Origin of the sequence: Pseudodesulfovibrio indicus (assembly GCF_001563225.1) — a bacterium.
In the GTDB taxonomy this organism is placed as follows: Bacteria; Desulfobacterota; Desulfovibrionia; order Desulfovibrionales; family Desulfovibrionaceae; genus Pseudodesulfovibrio; species Pseudodesulfovibrio indicus.
In genome coordinates this window covers 3,704,943-3,727,364 of sequence record NZ_CP014206.1, presented here as the reverse complement: position 1 = coordinate 3,727,364, position 22,422 = coordinate 3,704,943, and the positions used below count along the sequence as shown (strand labels likewise).

Here is a 22,422-nt window from a genome sequence, read left to right as displayed (position 1 = left end):
ACCGGTTTGGCCGCAAAAAGTGATTCTAATAATCTTTTCAACAAGTAATGGTCATGGTATGGTCCGACGCAAATATCGGAGTCCCGGGTGGAACTGCATGGAAATACATACGGTTATTCTATGAACCGAGCCAGGGTGCGGCGGCTCGCGGCGGTCGTTTTCGCGCTGGCCCTGTTGTGCGCCGTTCCGTGGGCCGGGGCGCAGGAGGAAAAAGCCTATATTCTCGGCATGTCCGCCGCCTTCACCGGCCCGAGCGACGGCCTGGGCGTGGAGCTGTACCGGGGTTCCATGGCCTACTTCAACCGGCTGAACGAGAAGGGCGGCATCAACGGCAAGCCCGTGGTCATCCGCATCCTGGATGACGGCTACCAGCCCGGCCCGGCCATCGACAACACCATCGAATTTCTCAGGGACGAAGATCCGCTGTGCCTGTACAGCTATGTGGGCACCCCCACCGTGACCCGCATCCTGCCCCTGCTCAAGGGATACGCGGGCCGGCGCAAGCTTCTCTTCTTCCCCTTCACCGGGGCCGAGCCGCAGCGCGAGCCGCCCTATGACGAGTTCGTCTTCAACCTGCGCCCCTCCTACCGCCAGGAGCTGCACGTGCTCGTGGACCGGTTCCTGAAGCTCAACCGCAAGCGGCTGGCGGTCTTCTACCAGGCCGACGCCTACGGGCGAAGCGGATGGGACGGCGCGCACCGAGCCCTGGCCGCCAAGGGGCTCTCCCTGGTGGGCGAGGCCACCTACCTGCGCGGCGCCAAGTTCGACGGGTCCATGCGCCCCCAGGTGGAGATCATCATGCGCTCCAAGCCGGACGCGGTGCTCTCCATCGGGTCCTACGCGGCCTGCGCGGCCTTCATTCGCGATGCCCGCGACATGGGGCTCGACGTCCCCATCGCCAACGTCTCGTTCGTGGGCAGCACATGGCTGCTCGGCCTGCTCAACACGGCGGGGCTGTCGTCCGGCCGGGACTACACCGCGAACCTGATCAACACCCAGGTGGTCCCGTCCTACGAAGACCTCTCCCTGCCCGCGGTGCGCGAGTACCGCGAGCTGATGGACTGCTGCCCGCCGCCGCCCCCGTCCTACGCGGCCAAGGCGTACGTTCCTCTGCACTACAGCTTCACCGGTTTCGAGGGGTTCCTCAACGCCAAGGCCATGGCCCGGGTCCTCGAAGCCTATGACGAGAATCCCGGCCTGGGGCTGAAGGCGGCGGCGGAATCCCTGCGCCGGGTGGACATCGGCATCGACGTTCCCCTGCACTTCGGCCCGGACCGGCACCAGGGGCTGGACCGCGTCTATTTCACCACTGTCAGCGACGGCAAGATCGTGCCCATAGACGAGGGCCAGTGGCAGGAATGGCAGCAATGAGTGGCGAGACCAGGATAAAGGGCATCTCCCTGTTCATGAAGACGGGGCTGCTGGCCTTCTGCCTGTTCGGGGTCATCTCGACCCTGACCTCGGCGCTCACGGCCTGGACCCTCTACGACCACATGACCCGAGAGTACCTGAGCAAAGGCACGGCCATCGCCCAGTCCATCGCCGGTGCCAGCCAGGAGATCCTGCTCAACCGGGACGCGGCCACGGTCCAGTCCATGATCGACCAGTACCTGGAGATCGAGGGCGTGGTCTACGTCTTCGTGGTGGACGCCGACGGGCTGGTGGTCTCGCACACCTTCGTGCCGGAGATGCCGCCCATCCTGCGCGACATACAGGGCATGCGGCACCGGACGCTGGTCACCCCCCTGGAGATCGAGCCGTTCGGCCGTGTCATCGACATCTGCCAGCCGGTCCTGGCGGGGCTGGCCGGGCACGTGCACGTGGGCATGGGCAAGGAAGTGATCATCGCCTACTTCTGGGAGGTGGTCATCAAGATGCAGGCGCTGCTGTTCTTCATCTTCTGGGGCTGCGTGGGCCTTCTCTATCTGGTGATCCGGCGCATCTCCCGGCCCCTGGGCCAGCTCACCGAATACGCCCGCAAGGTGGCCGCGCACGACTTTTCCGACTCCATCGACATCCGCACCCGCGACGAGCTGGAGGTCCTGGGCCGGGCCATGATGTCCATGGGCCAGGAGCTGGCCCTGCTCTTCTCCGAGATGGAGAGCGAGGTGGACAAGGCCACGGCCGACCTGCGCGAGCATATGGCCTACCTGGCGGCGATCATCGACAACCTGGCCGACGGGCTGCTCGTGGTCGGGGTCAAGGGCGAGATCACGGTTCTCAACCCGGCCATGCGCGAGCTGTTCGGCCTGGACGAGAAGGGGTACGAGGGCAGCCGGGTCCAGCAGGTGTTTCCCACGGAGGTCGCCGAGCTGACCAAGGCCATCTGCGGCTGCGAGGGCAAGGTGGTGTCCGGCGAGATCGCTCTGAGCCGGGGGCGGACCGGCAAGGCGGTGGGGTCGTCCATCCACGTCTCCGAACCGGCCCCGCGGTGCATGGGCGGCGTCCTGCTGGTGCGCGACATCACCCGCGAGAAGGAGCTCGACCAGCTCAAGACGGATTTCATCTCCACGGTCTCCCACGAGCTGCGCACGCCCATGACCTCGGTTCTGGGCTTCTCCAAGATCATCAGGAAGAAGCTGGAGAAGTCCGTGTTTCCGCTGCTTGCGGAACGGGCCGAGGTGGAGAAGCCCATCGAGCAGGTGCGCAGCAACATGGGGATCATCGTGGCCGAGGCCGAACGGCTGACCGAGCTGATCAACGACGTCCTGGACATCGCCAGGATGGAGGCCGGAGAGATTCAGTGGCGCGACGAGGAGGTCTCCTTGGGCGCGGTCCTGGAGCAGTCGCGGGAGGCCACGCGCGGCCTGTGGCAGTCCAAGGGGCTCGAGGTGGTCACCCAGGTGGCCGGTGGGCTGCCCAGGGTCAACGGCGACCGGGCCAGGCTGGTCCAGGTGGTGGTCAACCTCATCTCCAACGCCGTGAAGTTCACCGGAGTCGGCCCCGTCGTCTGCTCCGCGCGCCAGGAGGGCGACGACATCCTGGTCTCTGTCCGGGACAACGGCGAGGGCATCGAACCCGGCGACATGCACCTGATTTTCGACAAGTTCAAGCAGGTAGGCGACACCCTGACCTCCAAGCCGGAAGGGACCGGCCTGGGGCTGCCCATCTGCCGCCAGATCGTGGAGCGCCACAACGGCCGCATCTGGGTCGAGAGCGAGCCGGGCAAGGGGAGCGTCTTCTCTTTCACCATCCCGGTTTCCGGATCGGCCAAGGCCGGGGACGCCAAGGCGGTGTCCTGCCGCCCGCCGGAGATTGACCCCGACGAGGTGGCAGGGGGCCGGGCGAACGCCAAGCCCCTGGTTCTGGTGGTCGACGACGATCCCTCGCTCATCGAGTACCTGTCCCAGGTCTTCGAGGACCAGGGGTTCATCGTCTGCGAGGCCATGTCCGGACCGGAGGCCATCAGAACCGCCCAGTCGGTCCTGCCCGATCTGATCACCATGGACATCATGATGCCGGGCATGGACGGCCGCGAGGTCATAGAGCGGCTGCGCCGCATCCCGGCCACCCGGTCCATCCCCATCCTGGTCATCACCGCCCTGAGCGGCGTGGAGGAGGAGGCCGGGGACATGGCCCTGGTCAAGCCCGTGGACGACGTCTCCCTGCTTGAGGCGGCCCGCGCCCTGTTGGACGGCAGGGAATGCTGCAATTCCTGCATCGTGCTCGGCGACGGCCGGAGCTGCGATCTCAACGGACTGGCTGTGCTGTGCACGGGAGACGTCCGCTTCACCTCGGTGGAGGCCTTCTGGAAGCTGGCCGAGGAGGGGTTCCGGGGGACGGTGTTCATCCCGGCGGAGGAGTGCGGCAATGTGGAACTGAAGAGGCTTTCCGGGCTGCGGGGGATCTCGGTGATCATCCTGCCGCCGTCGGCCTGCGCGTGAGGCGGGCGTTATTCCAATTGCGATACCATGCCCACTTGTGGCATGATATTCAAATTGGGGGGACCGTTCCGGCAGGTTTTTTTCTAACGGTTTGTTTTCAAGGAGTTGCTAAATGGCCATGAAGATCCTCATTGTCGACGACGAGGTCCACATCAAAATGCTCCTTGAGCAGACCCTCGAGGAGCTTGAAGATGAGTTCGAAGTGGACCTGTACACCGCTTCCGACGGCGAGGAGGGGTTGGAGTTCATCCGGAGCAAGCGTCCCGACCTCGTCTTTCTCGACATCATGATGCCCAAGATGAACGGCTATGAAGTCTGCCGGATCATCAAGGACGACCCGACCCTCAAGGATGTGAAGATCATCCTGCTGACCGCCAAGGGGCAGGAAGTGGACCGCAAGCAGGGGCTGGAGCTGGGGGCCATGATGTACATGACCAAGCCCTTCGACCCGGACGAGATCCTCCGGGTGTCCAAGGAGCTGCTGGAACTGTAGCCGACTCCGTCCCGCCAACGAACAAACAGGCATGACCCCGCTCAAAAAATACATCCGACCAGGCGTCCTGCGGAACCTGCTCCGCAAGGCGGTCCGGCTGGGAGGGGGACACGCTGCGGAACCTGCTCCGCAAGGCGGTCCGGCTGGGAGGGGGGAACTGCTCTCTGGCCATCAGCTACGACGGCGAGGTGGTCATCGTGGAGGGCGAGGGCGTTGCGGCCGATTTTCGCGAGGGCGCCCCCGGGGTGGTCTCGGTCCCGATCCAGTACGACGGGGTCCACTCCGGACTCCTGAGCATGCGGAACGGACAGGGCGACGGCGCGGCCTGCGACGGGATTCTCGAATTCGTCTCCTACTCCATCCAGGAGCTGGTGGACATGGAGCGCGCCAGACGGTCCATCGCCGAGGAGGCCCTGGCCAAATACCGCGAGCTGGCCCTGCTCCACCGCTCCGTTCCCAACATCAATACATCCCTGCACCTGCGCGACGTGGTCGGCGCGCTCATCGACGAGTGCCGGTTGGAAAATTATCCCGGCGAGTTGGGCATGATCTTTCTGCTGGAGCCTTCGCGCAAGGTCTTCCGGCTGGCCGTGCAGTTCGGCTTTCCCTTCGGGACCTATCTCCAGCCCATGGTGGACAGCGCCCTGTTCGAAGAGGTGGTCCGCTCCGGCAAGGGCGAGATCGTCAACAACCTGGAGAGCGAGACGCGCTGGGACAACGAGTTGCCGGGATTGGGGTCCATGATCCTCATCCCCATCAACTCGCCCAACCGGTGCGAGGGCGTGCTCATCCTCGCCTCCCAGAATACCGGGGTATTCGAGGCGGCCCACCGCCGCAGCCTGTCCACCCTGGCCTCGGTGGCCGGCATCTCGGTCTCCAACTCCTTCAATTTCGAAGGCATCCAGAAGCTCATGAGCGCCATCCTCCAGGCGCTGGCCGAGGCCATCGATTCCCGGGACCCGTATACCGCGGGCCACTCCGAGCGCGTCGCCCACCTGGCCGTGGCCTTTGCCCACGCCCTGAACGAGGACGGCGGTCACCGTGGCACGGTCTTCTCGGACGACGAGCTGCGCGAGATCTACTATGCGGGCATCCTGCACGACGTCGGCAAGATCGGCATCAAGGAGGAGGTCCTGACCAAGCGTACCCGGCTGACCGACCGCCAGATGGCCATTGTCCGTGCGCGGTTCCAGCTCATGGGCCAGTTCGACGGGTTCGACTGGGCCGAGGCCTACGCCTGTCTGAGCGAAGTCAACAAGGCCATGACCCCGGCCCCAGAGGACCTGGATTTCGTCCGGGAGCTCGGCGCGCGGGTCATGCGCAGGGACGGGGCCACCCTCAAGTACCTCTACGAAGACGAGATGGAACACCTGCTCCTGAGCTACGGCAACCTGACCCGCGACGAGCGCCGCGAGATTCAGCGTCACCCGGCCGAGAGCGAGCGCATCCTCCAGCACATCCCCATGCAGGACAACTACAGCAACCTGCTGACCATCATCCGTCAGCACCACGAGCGCATGGACGGCTCCGGCTACCCGGACTCGCTCAAGGGTGACGAAATCCTGCTCCAGAGCCGGATGATGGCCATCGTGGACATCTACGACGCGGTCACCCAGGAGCGGCACTACAAGCCCGCCTTCACCCGCTCCGAGGCGGTCAAGATCCTGCGCAAGGACGTGGCCGAAGGGCGGCTCGACTCCGAGCTTGCCGAATTTTTCCTGAATAATATTGAACGGATCGAAATGCTGTCAGACCAAGTGAAGGTGATCCGGGCGGGGCATCTCTCGGCTTTGGGCAACCTCTCCAGCCTCTAGCAGGCCATTCCCGAAGAAAGGGTCTAGCGGACCCCGCGCTCCCGGATGGAGTCCATGGGCAGCTGTCCGCACGCGAACAGCGTCTTGCAGAACAGGGGCAGCTCCAGCGCCCATTCCCGGCGCAGTTCCCGTATTTCGCGCAGGCCGAGGATCGGCATGGTCCGGTGGCCCGGGGCCATGCGGATGGTTCGGACATGGGCCAGTCCCTCCTCGCGGAGAACCCGGCCTGGTCCAGGATGTCCAGGCAGCGGTCCTGGTCCAGCCCGCCCGAGGCCAGCTCGGTGTCGATGCGCGCCAGGGCCGCGCGGCGCAGTCCGCGCACGTGAAGCACCAGCCGGTCGAGGTCCGTGACCAGATAGTCCAGCTCTTCGAGCAGCGTTTCACCGAAGGCGAGCCAGCCAGCCATGAACAGCGGATTGGTCACCTGGGACAGCGGGTCGTTGCCCAGGGCGCGGCGCTGGGAATCGAGGAGGTGGCGGCCCGGATAGGTCTGGGCCGCGGCCAGAAACGGGTATTCCCGGCGCATCCGGGCGAGCCGGGCCGGGGTATCCCTGAACCGGTTGCCGGAAAAGATCTGCGGGCTGACGTAGCAGCGGGAGGGTTCGTTCTCCCACGCCCCGAGCATGGGGTCGTGGTGGATGGGCCTGAGCGACGCGCCCATGTGGCGGGGCTGGGATTCGATGCGCAGCCCGGTGTCCGCGAACACCCCGGCCAGGGGGCCTTCGTGCACGAAGGCGCGCAGCCGGTGAATCTCCCGCACGATGAGGTCCAGCGGCTCGAGCCCATCCGAGGGCGGGCCTTCGTACCCCTCGTACAACTCCCGCCAGGAGCCTCGGCCGATGGCCCGCTCCAGTCCGGCCAGGGAGGCCAGCCGCTCGTCGAACTCCTCCTCGGCCAGGGTGCGCAGCGATTCCGGTCCCTTGTCGGTACACAGCAGGTGTTCGGCCGCGTATTGGAAGGGCGGCCCCTCTGGGCCGGGAATCTCCGGGCTGACGGTGACGAAACGGTCGAATTCGCGCAGGGCGGCCAGGGTGTCCGCCAGGAACCGGGGGGCCTTGCCCGCCTTGCCCAGCTCCTGCCCGGCCAGCTCCGTGAGATAGCGGGCGCAGTCCCGGATCATGGTCTGGGAGGTGGCGCGGCTCTGGGCGCTGATGGCCTCGATGTTCTGGGGGGCCAGGGAGAGCAGGGCGGGGATCGCCTTGAGCCGGGCGATGAACCGCTTCTGCCGGTGGCGTTCGCTGTCGGCGGGCAGGTCCGCCGCCTGTTCCAGTCCGGTGAAGGCCACCTGGAGATAGAATTCCGGGGCGCGCTGCCAGGCGCGGGTGCCGTCCAGCTCGGCCACGGCGGCCCCGGCGCTCATGGCCAGGGCGCGGGCGCGGCCCCTTGTCTCGGCGTCGCTGCTCTTGGCGGCCTCGTTCAGAAAGTCCCTGCGGAACCCGTTCAGGGCGGAAACGTGCTTGGCGATGCCCTTGGCGGAGAGGTCGTCCAGCCGGTCGAGCCAGCGGGAGGCGTCGGTCACGGGCGGCATCATCGGGAACGCGCCGGAGGCGCACATGACCGGGTAGCTCTTGGCCAGGTAGGCGAAGAACTTCTTGGCGCTGCGGGATGTCATAGTCTTGCCTGCCCGTTTAGCCGTATCAGTTGGCGCTTTCGGCGAGGAGTCTGAGCGCCTTGGCGGGAAGGTCGCCGAGCTCGGCCTTGGAGACTTGGTCGTCCGCGCCCACGGCGATGCCCTTGTGATGCAGGGTCTCGGTGATGATGGAGGAGCAGAGGATGACCGGGAGGTGGCGCAGGTCGTGGTCTTCCTTGATGCGCCGGGTCAGGGAGTGGCCGTCCATGGACGGCATCTCGATGTCCGTGACCACCATGTGGACGAAGTCGCTGAGGGGCAGGTCTTCGGCGGCCGCCTTGGATTTGACCTTGAGCAGGTACTTGAAGGCCAGCTCCCCGTTCTCCTCGGCGTGGACCATGAACCCGGACTGGGTCAGGATGTTGGCGATCATCTTCCGGGCCATGGTGGAGTCGTCGGCGAGGAGCACCCGGTAGGTCGTCCTGGCCAGAGCCTCCTTCACCTTTTCGGCGGTCTCCGGCAGCGACGCGCCGTCGGGGTTGAGGTCCATGCAGATCTTCTCCATGTCGAGGATGAAGACGATGCGGTTGGAAAACTTGACCACCCCGGTGATGGAGTTGACGGTCAGGGAGGAGACGTAGTTGGTCGGGGCCTCCACCTCCTGCCAGTTGATGCGGTGGATGCGGGTCACGCCCGATACCAGGAAGGCGCTCTTGGTGCGGTTGAATTCGGTGACGATGACCTTGGGCGGCTCGCCATCGGCCCGTTTCTTCTTCAGCCACCCGGCCAGGTCGATGAGCGGGATGATCTCGTTGCGCAGGTTGAAGGCGCCCAGCACCGAAGGGTGGGCCGCCTCGGGCATCTCGGTCAGCTCCGGCATCTGGATGATCTCCAGCACCTTGGCCACGTTGATGCCGTAATACCCGCGATAGTCGCCGGACGGTCGGGCTTCGTCGAGATAGAATTCGACTATTTCGAGCTCGTTGGTGCCCGATTCCAGCAGGATTTTCGTTTCGCTCATCTACGGTGTCTCCGGGGGCCGGGAAAGGCCCGGCGTATCGTGACCCTGAACATATACAAGCGGTTTGCCGGGCGCAAGTCCCGGATCGGGACAATGTTCGCCCGCCGCTACTCGCCGATGCCGTATTTCTTGATCTTGTAATGGATGGCCCTGCGGCTGATGCCCAGCCGGTCCGCCGCGTCCTTCTTCACCCCGCCGGACGCCTCCAGGGCGCGGAGGATGGTCTCCCGTTCGCTGTCCTCAAGGGAGAGGCTTGCGCCGGAAGCCGCCGGGGAGCCCGCCGGGGCGGGTTCGAGCTGCAGGTCGTCAGGTTCGATGACGTCCCCGCCGCAGAAGACCAGGGCCGCCTCCAGGGCGTTGCGCAGCTCGCGGACGTTGCCGGGCCAGGAGTGGGCCGTGAGGCGGTCCATGGCCTGCGGGGACAGGACCGCGGGCGTCCGTTCCTGGCGCGCGCACAGCTCGGCCAGCAGCCCCGTGGCCAGGGCCGGGATGTCCTCGCGCCGCTCGCGCAGGGGCGGGATGGTCAGGGTGATGACCTTGAGCCGGTAGTAGAGGTCCTCGCGGAAGGTCCCGTCCGCGACCATTTCGGGCAGATCCGCATTGGTGGCGGCGATGACCCGGCAGGACACGGCCCGCTCGCGGTTGTCGCCCACCCGCCGGATGGTCCCCTCCTGGAGAAAGCGCAGCAGCCGGGTCTGCATGTCCGGGGAGATGTTGCCGATCTCGTCCAGGAACAGGGTCCCGCCGTCCGCCTCCTCGATGAGGCCTTTCTTGTCCTTGACCGCGTGGGTGAAGGACCCCTTGACGTGGCCGAACAGCTCGCTCTCCAGCAGGGTGGGCTGGGTGGAGCCGCAATCCACGATGACGAAGGGGCCGTCCGCGCGCGGCGACTGGTCGTGCAGGATGCGCGCCGCCATTTCCTTGCCCGTGCCGGACTCGCCGAAGAGCAGCACCGTGGAGGTGGACCGGGCCACCCGCGCCAGCAGCTCCAGGAACCGGGCCATGGCCGGGGCCTGGCCGCCGATCAGTCCGTTGGCGGCGGGGCGGCTGGCGGACGGCTTGGGGGCGGGTTTCCTTCCGGGGGGAGCGGATGTGCGGGATTCCTCCAGCCGGGTGCGCACCCGGCGGACCAGCTCCTTGCCGTCGAACGGCTTGGTCAGGTAGTCCACGGCCCCGGCCTGCATGGAGTCCACCGCGTCCGGGATGGTCCCGTGGGCCGTGAGCATGATCACCGGGATGTGTCCCCAGTGTTCGGCCACCTCCCTGAGCAGCGCCTGGCCGCCATGCGCCTGGCCGCCATGCCGGGGCATCTTCACGTCCGAGATGATCAGGTCCACGGGCTCGCCCGCCAGCATCTCCAGAGCGGTCTCGGCGCTGTCGGCCAAAAGCGGGCTCAACCCCGCCGAGAGCAGCCGCGCCTCCAGCACCTGGAGGATGTTTTCGTCGTCGTCCACCACGAGGATGGTCGGGATGTCCGGTTTGCTCATGCGTAGTCCTTGTCGGGGGTGTCGGGCAGGGTGAAGCAGAAGGCCGCGCCCTTGCCCGGTTCGCTCTCGATCCAGATGCGCCCCTGGTGGGCCAGGACGATGCGCTTGGAGATGGCCAGGCCGAGCCCCGCGCCGTCGATGGAATTGCGCACGCTCGGCTCCCTGTAATACTTGAGAAAAATTTTGTCCTGCTCCTCCGGCGGGATGCCGGGGCCGTTGTCGGCCACGCAGAAGCGGACCGCGCCGTCCTCCCTGGCCGCACTCACGCGGACCGTGCCGCCCCTGCCCGAGAACTTCACCGCGTTGCCCGTCAGGTTGGTCAGCACCTGGCGGATGTGCGTGGGGTCGGCGCGACAGGTCAGCCCCTCCGGGACCTCGGAGACCAGGGTCACCCCGGCCGCGCTGGCCGTGGGCAGCAGCCGCTCCAGGGTGGAGGCGACCAGCCCGGTCCCGTCCACCTCGGACGGGTTCAGCTCCAGCTCCCCGGACTCCATCCGGGACACGGAGAGCAGCCGGAGCAGCAGGTCGGACAGCCGCTCGGACTCCTGCTCCGCAATGTCCAGGAACCGTTTCTGCTGCGCGTTGACCTCGCCGAAGGTCCCGGACCCGATGAGGTCCACGGCCTCGCGCACCGAGGTCAGGGGGGTCCGGATCTCGTGGGACAGCATGGCGATGAAGTCGGCGCGCATGCGCTCCTCGCGGCGCAGCCGGGCGGCCATGGCGTTGAAGGCCAGGGCCAGCTCGCCCAGCTCGTCGTTGGACAGGATGCGCACGTCGCGCGGCGCACCCCCGGCCCCCAGGTCGCGGATGCCTCGGCGCACCTCGGCCAGGGAGCGGTTCAGGGTGAAGGCCAGGGCCAGGCTGCCGCCCACGCCCACCAGCAGGCAGAAGGCCAGCCCGTAGAGGCCCACGTCGGCGGCGTGGGCGCCCGCGTCGCGCAGGGCGGTGAGCCTCGCTTCGGTGTCGGCGCCGTTTTCGAGCAGGGATTGTTCCAGGATGTCGGTCCAGTCGCGCACCGTGGCGTCCGGGGCGAGGTCCTCGCCGGTGGTTCCGGCCGGGTCCAGGGTGATCTGGAACTCGGAGGTCAGCGGCTCCCAGTCCTTGGCGTAGCGGGGGTGTTTCTTCAGTGTCTGGTCCAGGATTTCGCCGAACCGGGTGATGTCCTCGACGATGAATCCCACTGCGGCCTGGTCGCCGCCCAGGATGCGGTAGCGCCGGATGTTGTTCTGGACGTTGTACAGACGCTCCAGCATGCGCTGGATGGAGGCGTCCAGGTCGTGGTTTTCGGTGACGATGAGGCTGGAGATTTCCGCGTCCTGGCGGACCTGGCGGAAGAGATAGGCCGAGGTGGCGAAGAACACCGCGATCAGGGCGCAGGCCCAGATGGTCAGCTTGGTGGCGATGTTCAGTTGTCGGGCCTTGGGCATGGCATGTCTCTTATTCCATTCCCGCGCCCGGGGCAACGCGGCGGCCCGGGGTAAAAAAAGGCCCTGCCCCCGCGCGCGGGCGCGGCGGGCAGGACCGGGTCGTCCGGGGGGGCGATCAGCCCCTGATCTCGAACTTGTCGTATTCCTTTTCGTAGTCCAGGGAGTTGCAGGTGATCTCGCCGCGGTCCACGATGGGGGCCTCGGTCTTGAGAAGCTCCCGGAACACTGCGAAATCCTTGGCGTCTCCCTGAATCAGGATTTCAGCCTTGTGGTCGGCGACGTTTCTGACCCAGCCCTTGAGGTTGAGGCGCTGGGCGGTGGAAAGCGCCCAGGACTGGAAGTTGCCGCCGGTGACCTTGCCTTCGACGATACACGTGTAGCTCAACATGACGAACCTCCGATGCTGTATGTTCCCTCTATTGTTTATATAGGACAGAATTAAAAATCTGAAAAGGGCGTAGGTTGAAAAACCTCCAAACCTGCGGTTGCCATGGGCTGCGGGGTGGTGTATGTTGCGGTTCTGCTCTGATTGCTTCGCATCCGTGAAGCAGAGGTATACCCGTGCGCACACTGTTCTTCCTCATCGCCATCCTGGCGATGCTCGTCTTTTCGGCTCCGGCCTGGGCGTCGTTGCCCTATTACAATTCCGACGTGGGCTACACCATCTGGCTGCCCAAAACCTGGAGCGAAGCCGCGCCATCGAGCCTGGACCGGTTTGCCGGGGCGGGCCGCCCGTGGCCCGGCCAGGACACGGCCCCGGACTGGAAGGCCGGATATTGCCCGTCCTCGGGCGGGCCGTGCTCCCTGCTGGTGGAGATCAAACCGGGCCGCAAGATGCAGCCCGCGGACATCTCCAACTTCAATCGGTTCCTGGTCCAGTCCCTGGCGCGGTCCATCCGCAATCAGTCCCGGCTGCCCGGCGTGCCGCGCATGGCCTTCAAGGACGCCACCTATTTCAGCGAAAAGAAGACCCTGCGCATCGAGACCCTGGTGGAGCGCGGGGGGCGTTCCATGCTCAGCCTGGCCTACGTGGTCTACACCCGCAAGGGCATGCTCTCTTTCCTGGGGTTCGTGGACCCGGACGATGCGCAGGCGCGGCAGACCATCGACAAGGCCGTGCTCTCCCTCTACCTGGACGACGCCATCCGCTATTGATGGTGGCGTTGACAGCGGCGTCCGGGCGCGGCTACCATCCGGGCGCGGGAAACAATGGTTCCCGGTGCGCACTTTTTGGTGAGCGCGGGCTGTGCTCCCGGCTGCAACATGCCGGGATGAATCGTCATTTCCGGCGGCATGCCCCTTGCTTCGCCATGATCGGAGGCCCGAGTGAAGAAGATCGTCTTGGCAACAGTCGCCACTCTCTTGCTGTTATCGCCGTCCTGGGGAATGGATGTCCGTCCCCCGGCAGGTTCTTTGCTCGTGGCCTCCAAGCAGGACGACCGGAACCGGCCCGGCCGGGACGAGCGTTCCGGGCATGAGGACCGGCAGCCGCCGACGGTGATCATCAAGGGCAAGGGCGGCAAGGTCACCGGCGTGGAGCGCGAGCCGGGCAAGCGGCCGCCGCGCAAGAAGTGACGCCGGTCCGAGGACGCAAAAAGCCCCCGCAGTCAAATCGACGGCGGGGGCTTTTTGCGTTCTCGGACGGGGGCTACTGGGCGGTGTCGCAGGCCGGGGTCTGCGGATCGGTGCCGCTGGCCAGCAGCTTTTCGCGGTATTCCCGGACCTCGTCCAGGGATTTCCACCCCTCGTACATCTCCATCCATCCATTGAAGTCCATGACTTCCTCATCCAGGTGGGATTCGTGCATCTTCATCCAGACGTTGAAGATATACATCTCCAGCTTGAAGTTGGCGTCGTCGAAGACCTGGGGCAGGACCGTGCCCTCGTATTTCTGGCCGTCCAGGCGGGTGGCCACGAAGGCGCACACGTTCTCCTGGGACCGCTGGTAGTCGAGGACCGAATCGTTGACCAGGTCCGCGAACCGATGGAGGGAAGGGTGGTCCTTCTCGATTTGCTCCAGGGTCGCTTCGGGAATCTCCATCCACAGGTCGTCGCCCTTCTGGACAACGAAGTAGAACCGGAGCCACTGGTCGAACTGGAATATCTCCAGGGCATCCTTGACCGCACTTTTTACGCTGACGCTTCGTATCATTGGCAGATCCTCTCGGAAAATTGGCTTGGAGGTGGGAATATGGACATCCCGGCGCGTTGAGTCAAGGGGAAATCCGGGACGGCGGGGGTAGACAAAGGGCTCGCAGTTGTTATATGAAGTGCGGCTCGCAAGGAAGAAAGGCCCTTACCGGGCTGAAATATCAAGGAGACAAGTATGGCACGTCACAAGAAGCATGAGCGCATGAAGGAACTGGATCGCAAGCGTCATCGCCGCGAGAAGGCCCTCAAGGCCCGGATCAAGGAAGCCAAGGCCGCCAAGGCCTAGCAACACGTTTTTCTGGAGCGCCGGACGGCGCGGGGAACCGCCCCGCCGTCGGCGCGCCGTACCGTCAGGACCCGCGCGCCCGGATAACGGGCCGTGGTTCCGCTTTTTTCTGCGCCCGGTCCGTCGCGGAGCCGATCCGCATACCGGCGCGGCAATAAGGAATCTGTAAAACCATGCCCATTTACGAATATCAGTGTCAGTCCTGCGGCTCCGTCTTTGAGGAGTGGCAGTCCGGTTTCGAGGAGCAGGAATTCCCGTGTCCCGAGTGCGGCGGCGAATCCAGGAAGCTCATCTCGCACTCCTCCTTTCATCTGAAGGGCGGAGGCTGGTATGCGGACGGGTACGGCGGAAAGAGCGCCGGGAGCACCCCCGGCGAAGCCCAGAAGCCCGCTGAAGGCGGCAGTTCCGATGGTTCGGCCAAGACCGAATCCGCTCCGTCCCCCAAGTGTCCCGCCAAGGCGGACACATCCAGCGCGGGCTCCGCGTCCTAGACAAGAGCCGAAGGCAGCCATGGCTGCCTTTTTTTTGTGGCCTCGCGCCCTTGAGTTTTTACGCCGCGGTTGCCATAGTGCCTGCTGCGCGGTCGAGCACCCTTTAATGAGAGGAAGAGACGATGCTGGAGCGGTATTCCCGACCGGAGATGAGAGAGTTGTGGACCCTGGAAAACAAGTTTCGGGTCTGGCTTGAGGTGGAACTGGCGGTGACCAGGGCCTGGCACGAGATGGGCGTGGTCCCGGCGGACGCCCTGGCCGAGATCGAGGCCAAGGCGGACTTCGAGGTGGACCGCATTCTCGAGATCGAGGAGACCACCAAGCACGACGTCATCGCCTTCCTGTCCGCGGTGGAAGAGAAGGTCGGCCCCAATTCCCGCTTCATCCATCTCGGGTGCACCTCTTCGGACATCGTGGACACCGCCAACGGCGTGCTCCTGACCCGCGCCGGAGCGATCCTGGCCCAGGGCATCGACCGCTTGATGACCGTGCTCAAGGACCTGGCCCACAAGCACAAGGGGCTGCTCTGCATGGGCCGCACCCACGGCATCCACGCCGAGCCGACCACCTACGGCCTGAAGTTCACCGGTTTCTACGCCGAGTTCGCGCGCCACAAGGAGCGGTTCGAGGCGGCCTGCGAGAACATCCGCGTGGGCAAGCTGTCCGGCGCGGTGGGCACCTTCGCCCACTCCGGCCCGGAACTGGAGGAGCGCGCCTGCGCCCTGTTGGGGTTGACCCCCGACCCGCACTCCACCCAGATCGTCCAGCGCGATCGCTACGCGCAGTATTTCACCAGCCTGGCCATGCTCGCGGGCGGCATCGAGCGCCTCGGCCTGGAGCTTCGGCACCTGCAACGGACCGAGGTCTCCGAGGTGGAGGAAGGGTTCTCCAAGGGACAGAAGGGGTCGTCGGCCATGCCGCACAAGAAGAACCCCATCTCCGCCGAGAACCTCTGCGGCCTGGCCCGCGTGATCCGCTCCAATTCGCTGGCGGCCATGGAGAACCAGGCCCTGTGGCACGAGCGCGACATCTCCCACTCCTCGGTGGAACGGGTCATCATGCCCGACACCACCGCGCTCATGGACTACATGCTGCACCGCATGTCCGGGGTCCTGGAGCGGCTGGTGGTCAAGGCCGACGTCATCCAGCGCAACCTGCTGAGCTCGTTCGGTCTTTTCTACTCCCAGCGGGTGCTGAACAAGCTCATCAACGCCGGGCTGAAGCGCCAGGAGGCGTACGAAATGGTCCAGGGCGTGGCCATGCGCTGCTGGGAAAACCGCATCCAGTTCGAGGAAGAGGTCCGTAAGGACGCGGAAGTAAACAAACATCTGGGTTCTAACGAGCTTGACGAAGCTTTTGACCCCTCGTATTACAAGCAATATGAAGACGTGGTCTTTACCCGCGTCTTTGAGGGAAAATAGGATGACGGAACTGAAATCCAGGCTGGCACGGCTGCTGCTCAAGCTCTCCTACAAGGAGGGCGACTTCACCCTGACGTCGGGCAAGAAGAGCGACTACTATTTCGACTGCAAGCAGACCGCGCTGCACGCCGAGGGCGGGTATCTCATCGGCAGGCTCTTCGTCGAGATGCTCAAGGACTACGATGTCCAGGGCGTGGGCGGCATGACTCTGGGCGCGGACCCGCTGGTGTCCGCCGTGACCGTTGTTTCCTACCTGGAAGGGTGCCCCCTGCCCGGATTCATCATCCGCAAGCAGTCCAAGGGGCACGGCACCAACCAGTACCTGGAAGGGCTGGCCAACTTCAGCGAGGGCGACAAGGTCGTGCTGCTGGAGGACGTGTGCACCACGGGCGGCACCCTGATCACCGCGGCCGAACGCGTCCGCGACGCGGGCCTTGTGATCGTCGGCGTGCTGGCCGTTCTGGACCGCGAGGAAGGCGGCCGGGAACGACTCAAGGAGGCGGGGATGGAGTTGAACGCCATCTTTACCCGCCAGGAACTGTTGACTGCGGGGAAGTAGCGGGGCTCGTCGGGGAGGCGCGTCCGGTTCGGGGAAACCCAGGAGCGGTAGTAACATCTGATGCGTTTTGCAATCATCGTCCTGACATTGCTCATGTCCGCGGGTGCGGCCCTTGCCGGGGGCTGGACTCCGGTGCTCTCTTCGCACGCCTTCGGGCCGGAGCGGATCATCGCCGTGGACAAGGCGTCGCAGGAATTGATCCTGCTGGAGCGCAAGTCCCCGCTGCACGAGATCCGGCGGTTCCCCTGCACCACCGGCCAGTCCGAGGGCGACAAGGCGGTGGAAGGGGACATGCGCACCCCCGAGGGCGTCTACTTCGTGGGCAACCGCATCAACCGCACCCTGGACTGGGACCTCTACGGCAACATCGCCTATTCCCTGAATTATCCCAACCCCGTTGACCGCATCAAGGGCAAGACCGGGTCCGGCATCTGGCTGCACGGCCGGGGCAAGACCTTCGTCCCGCGCGACACCCTCGGGTGCGTGGCCCTCAAGGTCCCGGACATGCAGGACGTGGCCCTGGAAGCGGCCTACGGCACCCCGGTGGTCATCGCCGACGACGTGGACTGGACCCCGGAACCGGGCGAGAGCGAGGTCACGGCCCTGACCCTGGCCAACGAGCTGGAGGCCTGGGCCCGCGACTGGTCCGCCATGGACGAGCATTTCTTCGGCTACTACGATCCCGCCCTGCTGGAGCTCTCCGAGGGGCTGGACTTCGACGGGTTCGCCGAGCACAAGCGGAACATCTTCGCCTCCCAGCCCTGGATTCAGGTCATGGTGGGCAACGTGCGGGCCGTCCCCGGCCCCGGTTACTGGGTGACCTGGTTCGACCAGTACTACCGCACCCCCGGCCTGGCCTCGACCACGGGCAAGCGGTTCTACTGGATGCAGGACGCGGGCGGCGCGTGGCGCATTGCCGGGCGCGAGTACGTCCCGGCCTCCGAGGACATGGAAGGGAAGTACCTGGCCGAGAAGTCGGTCCAGGCCCGCGAGGTGGTCGAGCGCTGGCGCGACGCCTGGCTTTCCTCGGACGTGGACACCTACCGGAATTTCTACGCGCAGGACGCCGAGCAGGGCGACCGGCGCGGCGCAAGTCGCATCGCCGATTACAAAAAGGCGTTGTGGGAAAAGACGCCTCCTGTTAAGTTGGAGGTTGAAGGTTTGAAAGTCGCTTTGCATCCCAAGGGGCTCAAGGTGGCCTTTGCCCAGGTGTTCGCCGACGCGAGCGGATACAGCGACGAGGGATACAAGACCCTGGTCCTCGTGCCTTCCGGTGATTCCTGGAAAATCGACAGTGAGCAGTGGAGACGGATGAGATGAGCGATTCGAAATACAGCGTGCTCTTCATGCGGGACGACCGGGACGTGACCCGGTACCGCGTCAGTCCGTTTTGGCTGAAGATGTTCGTCTGCAGCCAGATATTCCTGCTGCTGTGCGCCGCGGGCGGCATCTACATGGGGGTTCGCGGCTTCAAGATCAACGCCGACCTCCAGTCCGAGAAAAAGGGGCTGGAGCAGCGGCTGGTGGACGCCGAGGTTCGCCTGGAGCGGCTGGGCAACATGGAGAAGATCCTGGAGTCCTACGATACCACCGAGCTGCAATCCCTGCTTTCCGCCGCCACCTCCGAGGCCGAACAGCCCGAGGAGCGGGAAGAGGTCAACCTGAACAAGATCTTCATCCGCACCGACACCCGCCAGGTGGGCGTCGAGAACATGCAGGCCAAGCTGGCCGGCCGCAAGCTGTCCGTCTCCTTCGAGCTGAACAACCTCCAGGCCTCCAAGTCCATGGCCGGACAGGCGGATTTTGTTTTCCTGACCAAGGGCGGGAAGGTCGAGGACGCCGAGACCAACAAGGACGATCTGTCGTTCCAGATTCAACGCTTCAAGCGCATCCAGACCACGTTCCTCCTGCCCGAAGGGATGGACCAGAAGGACCTGTTCGGGTTGCGCCTGGAGATCAGGGGGAAGGATGGGGATGTCATTTTTGCCGAAACGTACCCCTTCTATCATATTCTGGCTTCTTAGCCTCGGTCTGCTCCTCTGCGCTTCCCAGGCCCGCGCCGGGTCGTGGGAGTACGCCTTTTTCCAGGGTACGCAGTATCCCCTGCGCGTGGTCTTTCTCGAAGGCGAGCAACCCGGCCCTACGGTCATGGTCCAGGGCGGCATCCAGGGCGACGAGGCCGCCGGGTACATCACCGCCCAGCTCCTGAGCCAGGCCAAGGTCATGCGCGGCAACGTCATCGTCCTGCCCCGCGCCAACGTGCCCTCCATCAACCTGCGCAAGCGCCAGATCAACGTGGACATGAACCGGCGGTTCGACCAGAACTACAACCGGTTCTACGAGGACCGCGTGGCCCGCGTTATCCGCTTCCTCCTGGCCCGCAGCGACGCCTTCATCCACCTGCACGAGGGCAGCGGGTTCTACAACCCGACCTACGTGGACAACCTGCGCAACCCCATGCGCTACGGCCAGTCCATCATCGTGGACACCCTGGCCTACGGCAACCTCGACCTGGCCCGGACCGTCAACCCGGTGCTGGCCGAGCTGAACACCAAGATCGGGCTCACGGACTACCAGTTCAAGCTCTTCAACACCAAGACCTTCGACCAGGGGACCAGCTATCCGGAGATGCGCAAGTCGCTGACCTGCTACGCCCTGGCCGAGCACGGCATCCCGGCCATGGCCGTGGAGGTCTCCAAGTCCATCACCCAGATCGACTGGAAGGTCCGCCAGCAGCTCACGGCCACTATCATGCTCCTGCACCGCCTCGGCGTGGAGGTCACCCCGCCGGAGTTCTCGGACGAGGACGTCCTGGTCTACTCCCGCAAGGGGGTCAGCGTCAGCGTCAACGGCCGCACCCTGGGCCGGGACCGGGTCATCAGCCTGGCCCCCGGCTCGACCCTGGCGGTGAAGCCCCTGTCCCTGGGGCCGCGTGAATTTTCCCCGGAGCTGGCCCTGTTCGCCTCGGACCGTCCGGGCGTGAACCTGATCAACGCCCGGCGCATGGCCCTGGAGCCGTTCTCCGAGCTGGAGCTGCGCGTTGACGGGCGCGAGGTCGCCAAGGCCATGGTCCAGTGGACCGGCAAGCTCCCGGTGGCGCCCCAGGACGGCAGCGCGGTCTTCGTCTGCTGGCTCAACGGCAACCCGGTCTTCGTGCGCGACGGCGACACCCTGCACGCGGTGGTGGGCGACCAGCTCATCCTGGAAGGGGTGTGGGGCAGCGACCTCAAGGAGGTGGTCAACCTCAAGGGGTTCGTGGCCATCCCCTGGGCCAACAACGGCCAGGACCTGGGCTGGGAAATCATCCTCGATCCCGGCAACTTCATGTCCAAATACGCCCTGGACTCCGACCACGAGGGAGCCACGCGGTTCCGGGTGGTCCGGGAGACCCCGGGCGCGCCGACCGCTTCCTTTGCCGTGGACATCATGGAGCGCACGGTCCACGCCCTGCTGTTGCGCGACGCCCACGGGCAGGACCTGCTCATCCCCTGGGCCTCCGGCGGCAGCTACCGGCTACCCGAGGGCGAGTACGTGTTCGAGAACGTCTGGTCCAACGGCCCGGGCAACAAGATCGTGGCCACTGCCGGGGACGTCCCCCTGTCCGAGGGCGGCTCCTTCCGCGTGGACTACGAGCGCCCCCTGAAACTGACCGTGCGCCAGGCCACCACCTTCGGCGACATGGGCACCATGACCTTCTCTCCCAGCGGGTTGGCCAGCCGAGAATAATCCCCCTTGGCCCGAAAACGCCAAGCCCCCGTCCGGAATGTCCGGGCGGGGGCTTGGTGTTTTCAGGCGGGCGGCTGGTGCGTTTGGATCGGGCGGCTAGCGCGGTTGGGTCGGGCGGAGCAGGGCGTAGCACCAGACGGCGGCGACCACGCCCACAAAGGCCCCCGCGAGCACGTCCGAGGGATAGTGTTTCAGGGCCGGGACGCGGCTTGCGCCCACGATCACAGCCAGGGCCAGGGCCGGGACGCGCAGCCGGGGCAGGACCAGGCCCAGGGCGGTCATGGACGAAAAGATGCGCAGGGTGTGGCCCGAGGGAAAGGAGGCGTGCATGTAGTCCCCGGCAAAGGGGAAGAAACCGTAGACCCCCTTGGTGAAGAGCAGGGGCGGCCTGGCTCTGCCGCACAGCTCCTTGAGGGCCTCGCCCACGGCCATGGCGCAGGCCGTGGACAGGCAGACGAACAGGATCGCGCGGGAGCGCGGGGTCGGCCCGTTGCGCAGCGCGTCCGCGCCGCCCAGGACCAGCCCGGCGGCCACCCAGAAGGCGAAGAAGACGCTGTCGGCGGCCTGGGACAGGAGGTTCGCGCCCCGGTGCCAGGCCGTGTCCCGCAGGGCGAGGGCCGCCTCGGCCACGGGGCGGTCCACGAACAGGTAGCAGACGACCACGAGCAGGGCCGTGGCCAGGGCGGCCCACAGGGTTCGGGTCAGGACGGTGCGCATGGGTGGCTCCTTCGGGTTTTCGGTCAGGCCGGGTCCACCAGCACGGCGGCAACGTCCATGACGTTGGTCCGCGTGGGGCCGGTCTTGAGCAGGGTTCCGGTGCGGGTGAAGAAGGTGTAAGCGTCGTTGTCCGCCAGGGCGCGTCCGGCCTCCTCGGACCGTTCGCCCGAGGCCGTGTCCGGGAAGGCCATGGCCCCGGCCGCGTCCGTGGGGCCGTCCGTGCCGTCCGTGCCCAGGCTCATGGCCGCCAGCCGCTCGCGCGCGGTTCCCAGCGCGTCCATCTCCAGCGCGGCGGCCAGGGCCCATTCCTGGTTCCGTCCGCCCTTGCCCGCACCCCTGATGGTCACCGTGGTCTCGCCTCCGGCCAGGAGGCAGACGGGGGGCGGCGCGCATCCAGCGCCCAGGGTGTACTCCCCGGCCAGCCGGATGAGCCGGGCGGCCTGGTCCCTGGCCTCGCCCTCCATGGCCGCGTCCACCACCACCGGGGTGTAGCCCAGCTTGCGGGCCGCCATGGCCGCGCCGTCCACGGCCATGCCGTTGCCCGCGACAATGACGTTGCGCACCCGGCTGAAGCACGGGTCGCCCGCCTTGCGCGTCTCGGACGCGCGTCCGGCGCAGCCTTCGGCCACGGCCCGGACCACGGACTCGGGCATGCGGTGGCAGAGCTCGTAGCGGTCCAGGATGGCCTGGCAGTCCGCGAAGGTGGAGTCGTCGGGCGCGGTGGGACCGGACCCGATGACGTCGAGCCGGTCGCCGACCACGTCGGAGATGATCAGGGTCAGCACCGTGGCCGGGGCCAAGGTCTCGGCCAGATGTCCGCCCTTGAACCGAGAGAGGTGCTTGCGGATGGCGTTGATCTCGCCGATGGGCGCGCCGCATTCGAGCAGCCTGCGCGTGGCCTCCTGCTTGTCGGCCAGGGAGACCCCGTGGATCGGTGAAGGGACCAGGGCGCTTGCCCCGCCGGACAGCAGGAAGAGGACCAGGTCCCGTTCTCCGGCGTCGGCACCGCGTTCAAGCAATGCGGCTGCGGCGCGCTCGCCCGCCTCGTCGGGCACGGGGTGGCCGGACTCGATGACTTCGGTCCTGGCGAGGGGGAGGCCGTGGCCGTACTTGGTGGCCACCAGCCCGTGGGACAGCCGGTCGCCCAGGAGGTCCTCCATGGTCGCGGCCATGGCCGCCGACCCCTTGCCCGCGCCGAGCAGGATGACCCGGTCGTAGCGGTCCAGGTCGTATTCCCGCCCGCCCACGGCCAGGATGTTGTCCTCACGTTTCACGGCGCTTCTCAGGGCCGGGTCCGGGGCCACGGCACGGAGCGCGCCCTCGACGATGCGCAGCAGGTTGGCTTTTCTTTCGGCGTATGCGGTCATGTTCTCGT

General features: G+C 66.0%; 19 protein-coding genes and 1 pseudogene. 12 read left to right on the top strand and 8 right to left on the bottom strand.

Annotation, left to right across the window (positions count from 1 at the left end; translation table 11 throughout):
- Positions 1-120: 120 nt before the first annotated feature.
- The 4 genes and pseudogenes from AWY79_RS16995 to AWY79_RS16980 all read left to right on the top strand — a co-directional run.
- The gene (locus AWY79_RS16995; protein WP_066806517.1) at positions 121-1,371 is read left to right on the top strand and encodes an ABC transporter substrate-binding protein; all 1,251 of its coding nucleotides are present in this window, start codon (positions 121-123) and stop codon (positions 1,369-1,371) included.
- Positions 1,368-3,884, top strand: a complete 2,517-nt coding sequence (locus tag AWY79_RS16990) for an ATP-binding protein (RefSeq protein ID WP_066806511.1) — start codon at positions 1,368-1,370, stop codon at positions 3,882-3,884. The genes AWY79_RS16995 and AWY79_RS16990 overlap by 4 nt, the downstream gene beginning before the upstream one ends.
- A 112-nt stretch (positions 3,885-3,996) precedes the next feature.
- Positions 3,997-4,377 carry a response regulator transcription factor gene (locus AWY79_RS16985; RefSeq protein WP_066806509.1) on the top strand — a complete coding sequence of 127 codons (381 nt, stop codon included), beginning with the start codon at positions 3,997-3,999 and terminating at the stop codon, positions 4,375-4,377.
- A gap of 296 nt (positions 4,378-4,673) precedes the next feature.
- Positions 4,674-6,023 (top strand): annotated as a pseudogene (locus AWY79_RS16980) (HD domain-containing phosphohydrolase); the annotation flags it as partial.
- A gap of 10 nt (positions 6,024-6,033) precedes the next feature.
- On the opposite strand, the gene AWY79_RS16975 reads toward AWY79_RS16980, so the two are convergent.
- From AWY79_RS16975 to AWY79_RS16955, 5 genes are all read right to left on the bottom strand, one after another.
- A complete protein-coding gene (locus tag AWY79_RS16975) occupies positions 6,034-7,803 on the bottom strand; it encodes a DUF885 family protein (protein ID WP_418055033.1) in 1,770 nt (589 codons plus the stop codon).
- Between the two features lie 25 nt (positions 7,804-7,828).
- Positions 7,829-8,782 (bottom strand): chemotaxis protein, encoded by a 954-nt coding sequence (locus AWY79_RS16970; RefSeq protein ID WP_066806505.1) that lies wholly within the window; start codon positions 8,780-8,782, stop codon positions 7,829-7,831.
- A 107-nt stretch (positions 8,783-8,889) separates the two neighbouring features.
- Positions 8,890-10,269, bottom strand: coding sequence for a sigma-54-dependent transcriptional regulator (locus tag AWY79_RS16965; RefSeq protein ID WP_066806503.1), 1,380 nt, complete (start codon positions 10,267-10,269; stop codon positions 8,890-8,892).
- Positions 10,266-11,696, bottom strand: coding sequence for a HAMP domain-containing sensor histidine kinase (locus tag AWY79_RS16960; protein ID WP_066806502.1), 1,431 nt, complete (start codon positions 11,694-11,696; stop codon positions 10,266-10,268). Before AWY79_RS16960 ends, AWY79_RS16965 begins: the two co-directional genes overlap by 4 nt.
- A gap of 115 nt (positions 11,697-11,811) precedes the next feature.
- Complete coding sequence (locus AWY79_RS16955) at positions 11,812-12,084, bottom strand: acylphosphatase (protein ID WP_066806500.1); 273 nt, start codon at positions 12,082-12,084, stop codon at positions 11,812-11,814.
- A gap of 173 nt (positions 12,085-12,257) precedes the next feature.
- On the opposite strand from AWY79_RS16955, the gene AWY79_RS16950 reads away from it, so the two are divergent.
- Positions 12,258-12,851: a hypothetical protein gene (locus AWY79_RS16950; RefSeq protein ID WP_066806498.1), complete on the top strand. Its 594-nt coding sequence runs from the start codon at positions 12,258-12,260 to the stop codon at positions 12,849-12,851.
- Positions 12,852-13,082: 231 nt separating this feature from the next.
- On the top strand, positions 13,083-13,271 hold the full coding sequence (locus AWY79_RS19050; protein ID WP_158509908.1) for a hypothetical protein: 189 nt from the start codon (positions 13,083-13,085) through the stop codon (positions 13,269-13,271).
- A gap of 73 nt (positions 13,272-13,344) precedes the next feature.
- Here AWY79_RS19050 and AWY79_RS16945 read toward each other — a convergent pair whose 3' ends face one another.
- On the bottom strand, positions 13,345-13,848 hold the full coding sequence (locus tag AWY79_RS16945) for a hypothetical protein (RefSeq protein WP_066806496.1): 504 nt from the start codon (positions 13,846-13,848) through the stop codon (positions 13,345-13,347).
- Positions 13,849-14,306: 458 nt separating this feature from the next.
- On the opposite strand from AWY79_RS16945, the gene AWY79_RS16940 reads away from it, so the two are divergent.
- From AWY79_RS16940 to AWY79_RS16915, 6 genes are all read left to right on the top strand, one after another.
- Positions 14,307-14,624 carry an FmdB family zinc ribbon protein gene (locus tag AWY79_RS16940; RefSeq protein WP_066806494.1) on the top strand — a complete coding sequence of 106 codons (318 nt, stop codon included), beginning with the start codon at positions 14,307-14,309 and terminating at the stop codon, positions 14,622-14,624.
- 122 nt (positions 14,625-14,746) lie between these two features.
- Positions 14,747-16,045 (top strand): adenylosuccinate lyase, encoded by a 1,299-nt coding sequence (purB, locus tag AWY79_RS16935; protein ID WP_066806492.1) that lies wholly within the window; start codon positions 14,747-14,749, stop codon positions 16,043-16,045.
- A gap of 1 nt (position 16,046) precedes the next feature.
- Positions 16,047-16,604, top strand: a complete 558-nt coding sequence (pyrE, locus tag AWY79_RS16930; RefSeq protein ID WP_066806490.1) for an orotate phosphoribosyltransferase — start codon at positions 16,047-16,049, stop codon at positions 16,602-16,604.
- 60 nt (positions 16,605-16,664) lie between these two features.
- Positions 16,665-17,924, top strand: a complete 1,260-nt coding sequence (locus tag AWY79_RS16925; RefSeq protein WP_066806488.1) for a L,D-transpeptidase family protein — start codon at positions 16,665-16,667, stop codon at positions 17,922-17,924.
- Positions 17,921-18,628 carry a hypothetical protein gene (locus AWY79_RS16920; RefSeq protein WP_066806486.1) on the top strand — a complete coding sequence of 236 codons (708 nt, stop codon included), beginning with the start codon at positions 17,921-17,923 and terminating at the stop codon, positions 18,626-18,628. Before AWY79_RS16925 ends, AWY79_RS16920 begins: the two co-directional genes overlap by 4 nt.
- Positions 18,579-20,330, top strand: coding sequence for a M14/M99 family metallopeptidase (locus AWY79_RS16915; protein WP_066806484.1), 1,752 nt, complete (start codon positions 18,579-18,581; stop codon positions 20,328-20,330). The genes AWY79_RS16920 and AWY79_RS16915 overlap by 50 nt, the downstream gene beginning before the upstream one ends.
- 96 nt (positions 20,331-20,426) lie before the next feature.
- On the opposite strand, the gene AWY79_RS16910 is transcribed toward AWY79_RS16915, so the two are convergent.
- Positions 20,427-21,047, bottom strand: coding sequence for a phosphatase PAP2 family protein (locus tag AWY79_RS16910; RefSeq protein ID WP_066806482.1), 621 nt, complete (start codon positions 21,045-21,047; stop codon positions 20,427-20,429).
- Between the two features lie 23 nt (positions 21,048-21,070).
- On the bottom strand, positions 21,071-22,414 hold the full coding sequence (locus tag AWY79_RS16905; RefSeq protein ID WP_066806480.1) for a glycerate kinase type-2 family protein: 1,344 nt from the start codon (positions 22,412-22,414) through the stop codon (positions 21,071-21,073).
- Between the last annotated feature and the right edge of the window lie 8 nt (positions 22,415-22,422).

Excerpts from the sequence above, each read along its gene's own strand:
- AWY79_RS16985 (WP_066806509.1), top strand. The coding sequence starts at position 3,997 with ATGGCCATGAAGATCCTCATTGTCGACGACGAGGTCCACATCAAAATG.
- purB (WP_066806492.1), top strand. The coding sequence starts at position 14,747 with ATGCTGGAGCGGTATTCCCGACCGGAGATGAGAGAGTTGTGGACCCTG.
- AWY79_RS16905 (WP_066806480.1), bottom strand. The coding sequence starts at position 22,414 with ATGACCGCATACGCCGAAAGAAAAGCCAACCTGCTGCGCATCGTCGAG.
- AWY79_RS16915 (WP_066806484.1), top strand. The coding sequence starts at position 18,579 with ATGTCATTTTTGCCGAAACGTACCCCTTCTATCATATTCTGGCTTCTT.
- AWY79_RS16955 (WP_066806500.1), bottom strand. The coding sequence starts at position 12,084 with ATGTTGAGCTACACGTGTATCGTCGAAGGCAAGGTCACCGGCGGCAAC.
- AWY79_RS16960 (WP_066806502.1), bottom strand. The coding sequence starts at position 11,696 with ATGCCCAAGGCCCGACAACTGAACATCGCCACCAAGCTGACCATCTGG.
- AWY79_RS16910 (WP_066806482.1), bottom strand. The coding sequence starts at position 21,047 with ATGCGCACCGTCCTGACCCGAACCCTGTGGGCCGCCCTGGCCACGGCC.
- AWY79_RS16970 (WP_066806505.1), bottom strand. The coding sequence starts at position 8,782 with ATGAGCGAAACGAAAATCCTGCTGGAATCGGGCACCAACGAGCTCGAA.
- pyrE (WP_066806490.1), top strand. The coding sequence starts at position 16,047 with ATGACGGAACTGAAATCCAGGCTGGCACGGCTGCTGCTCAAGCTCTCC.
- AWY79_RS16945 (WP_066806496.1), bottom strand. The coding sequence starts at position 13,848 with ATGATACGAAGCGTCAGCGTAAAAAGTGCGGTCAAGGATGCCCTGGAG.
- AWY79_RS16990 (WP_066806511.1), top strand. The coding sequence starts at position 1,368 with ATGAGTGGCGAGACCAGGATAAAGGGCATCTCCCTGTTCATGAAGACG.
- AWY79_RS16975 (WP_418055033.1), bottom strand. The coding sequence starts at position 7,803 with ATGACATCCCGCAGCGCCAAGAAGTTCTTCGCCTACCTGGCCAAGAGC.
- AWY79_RS16925 (WP_066806488.1), top strand. The coding sequence starts at position 16,665 with ATGCGTTTTGCAATCATCGTCCTGACATTGCTCATGTCCGCGGGTGCG.
- AWY79_RS16920 (WP_066806486.1), top strand. The coding sequence starts at position 17,921 with ATGAGCGATTCGAAATACAGCGTGCTCTTCATGCGGGACGACCGGGAC.
- AWY79_RS16995 (WP_066806517.1), top strand. The coding sequence starts at position 121 with ATGAACCGAGCCAGGGTGCGGCGGCTCGCGGCGGTCGTTTTCGCGCTG.
- AWY79_RS16940 (WP_066806494.1), top strand. The coding sequence starts at position 14,307 with ATGCCCATTTACGAATATCAGTGTCAGTCCTGCGGCTCCGTCTTTGAG.
- AWY79_RS16965 (WP_066806503.1), bottom strand. The coding sequence starts at position 10,269 with ATGAGCAAACCGGACATCCCGACCATCCTCGTGGTGGACGACGACGAA.
- AWY79_RS19050 (WP_158509908.1), top strand. The coding sequence starts at position 13,083 with ATGGATGTCCGTCCCCCGGCAGGTTCTTTGCTCGTGGCCTCCAAGCAG.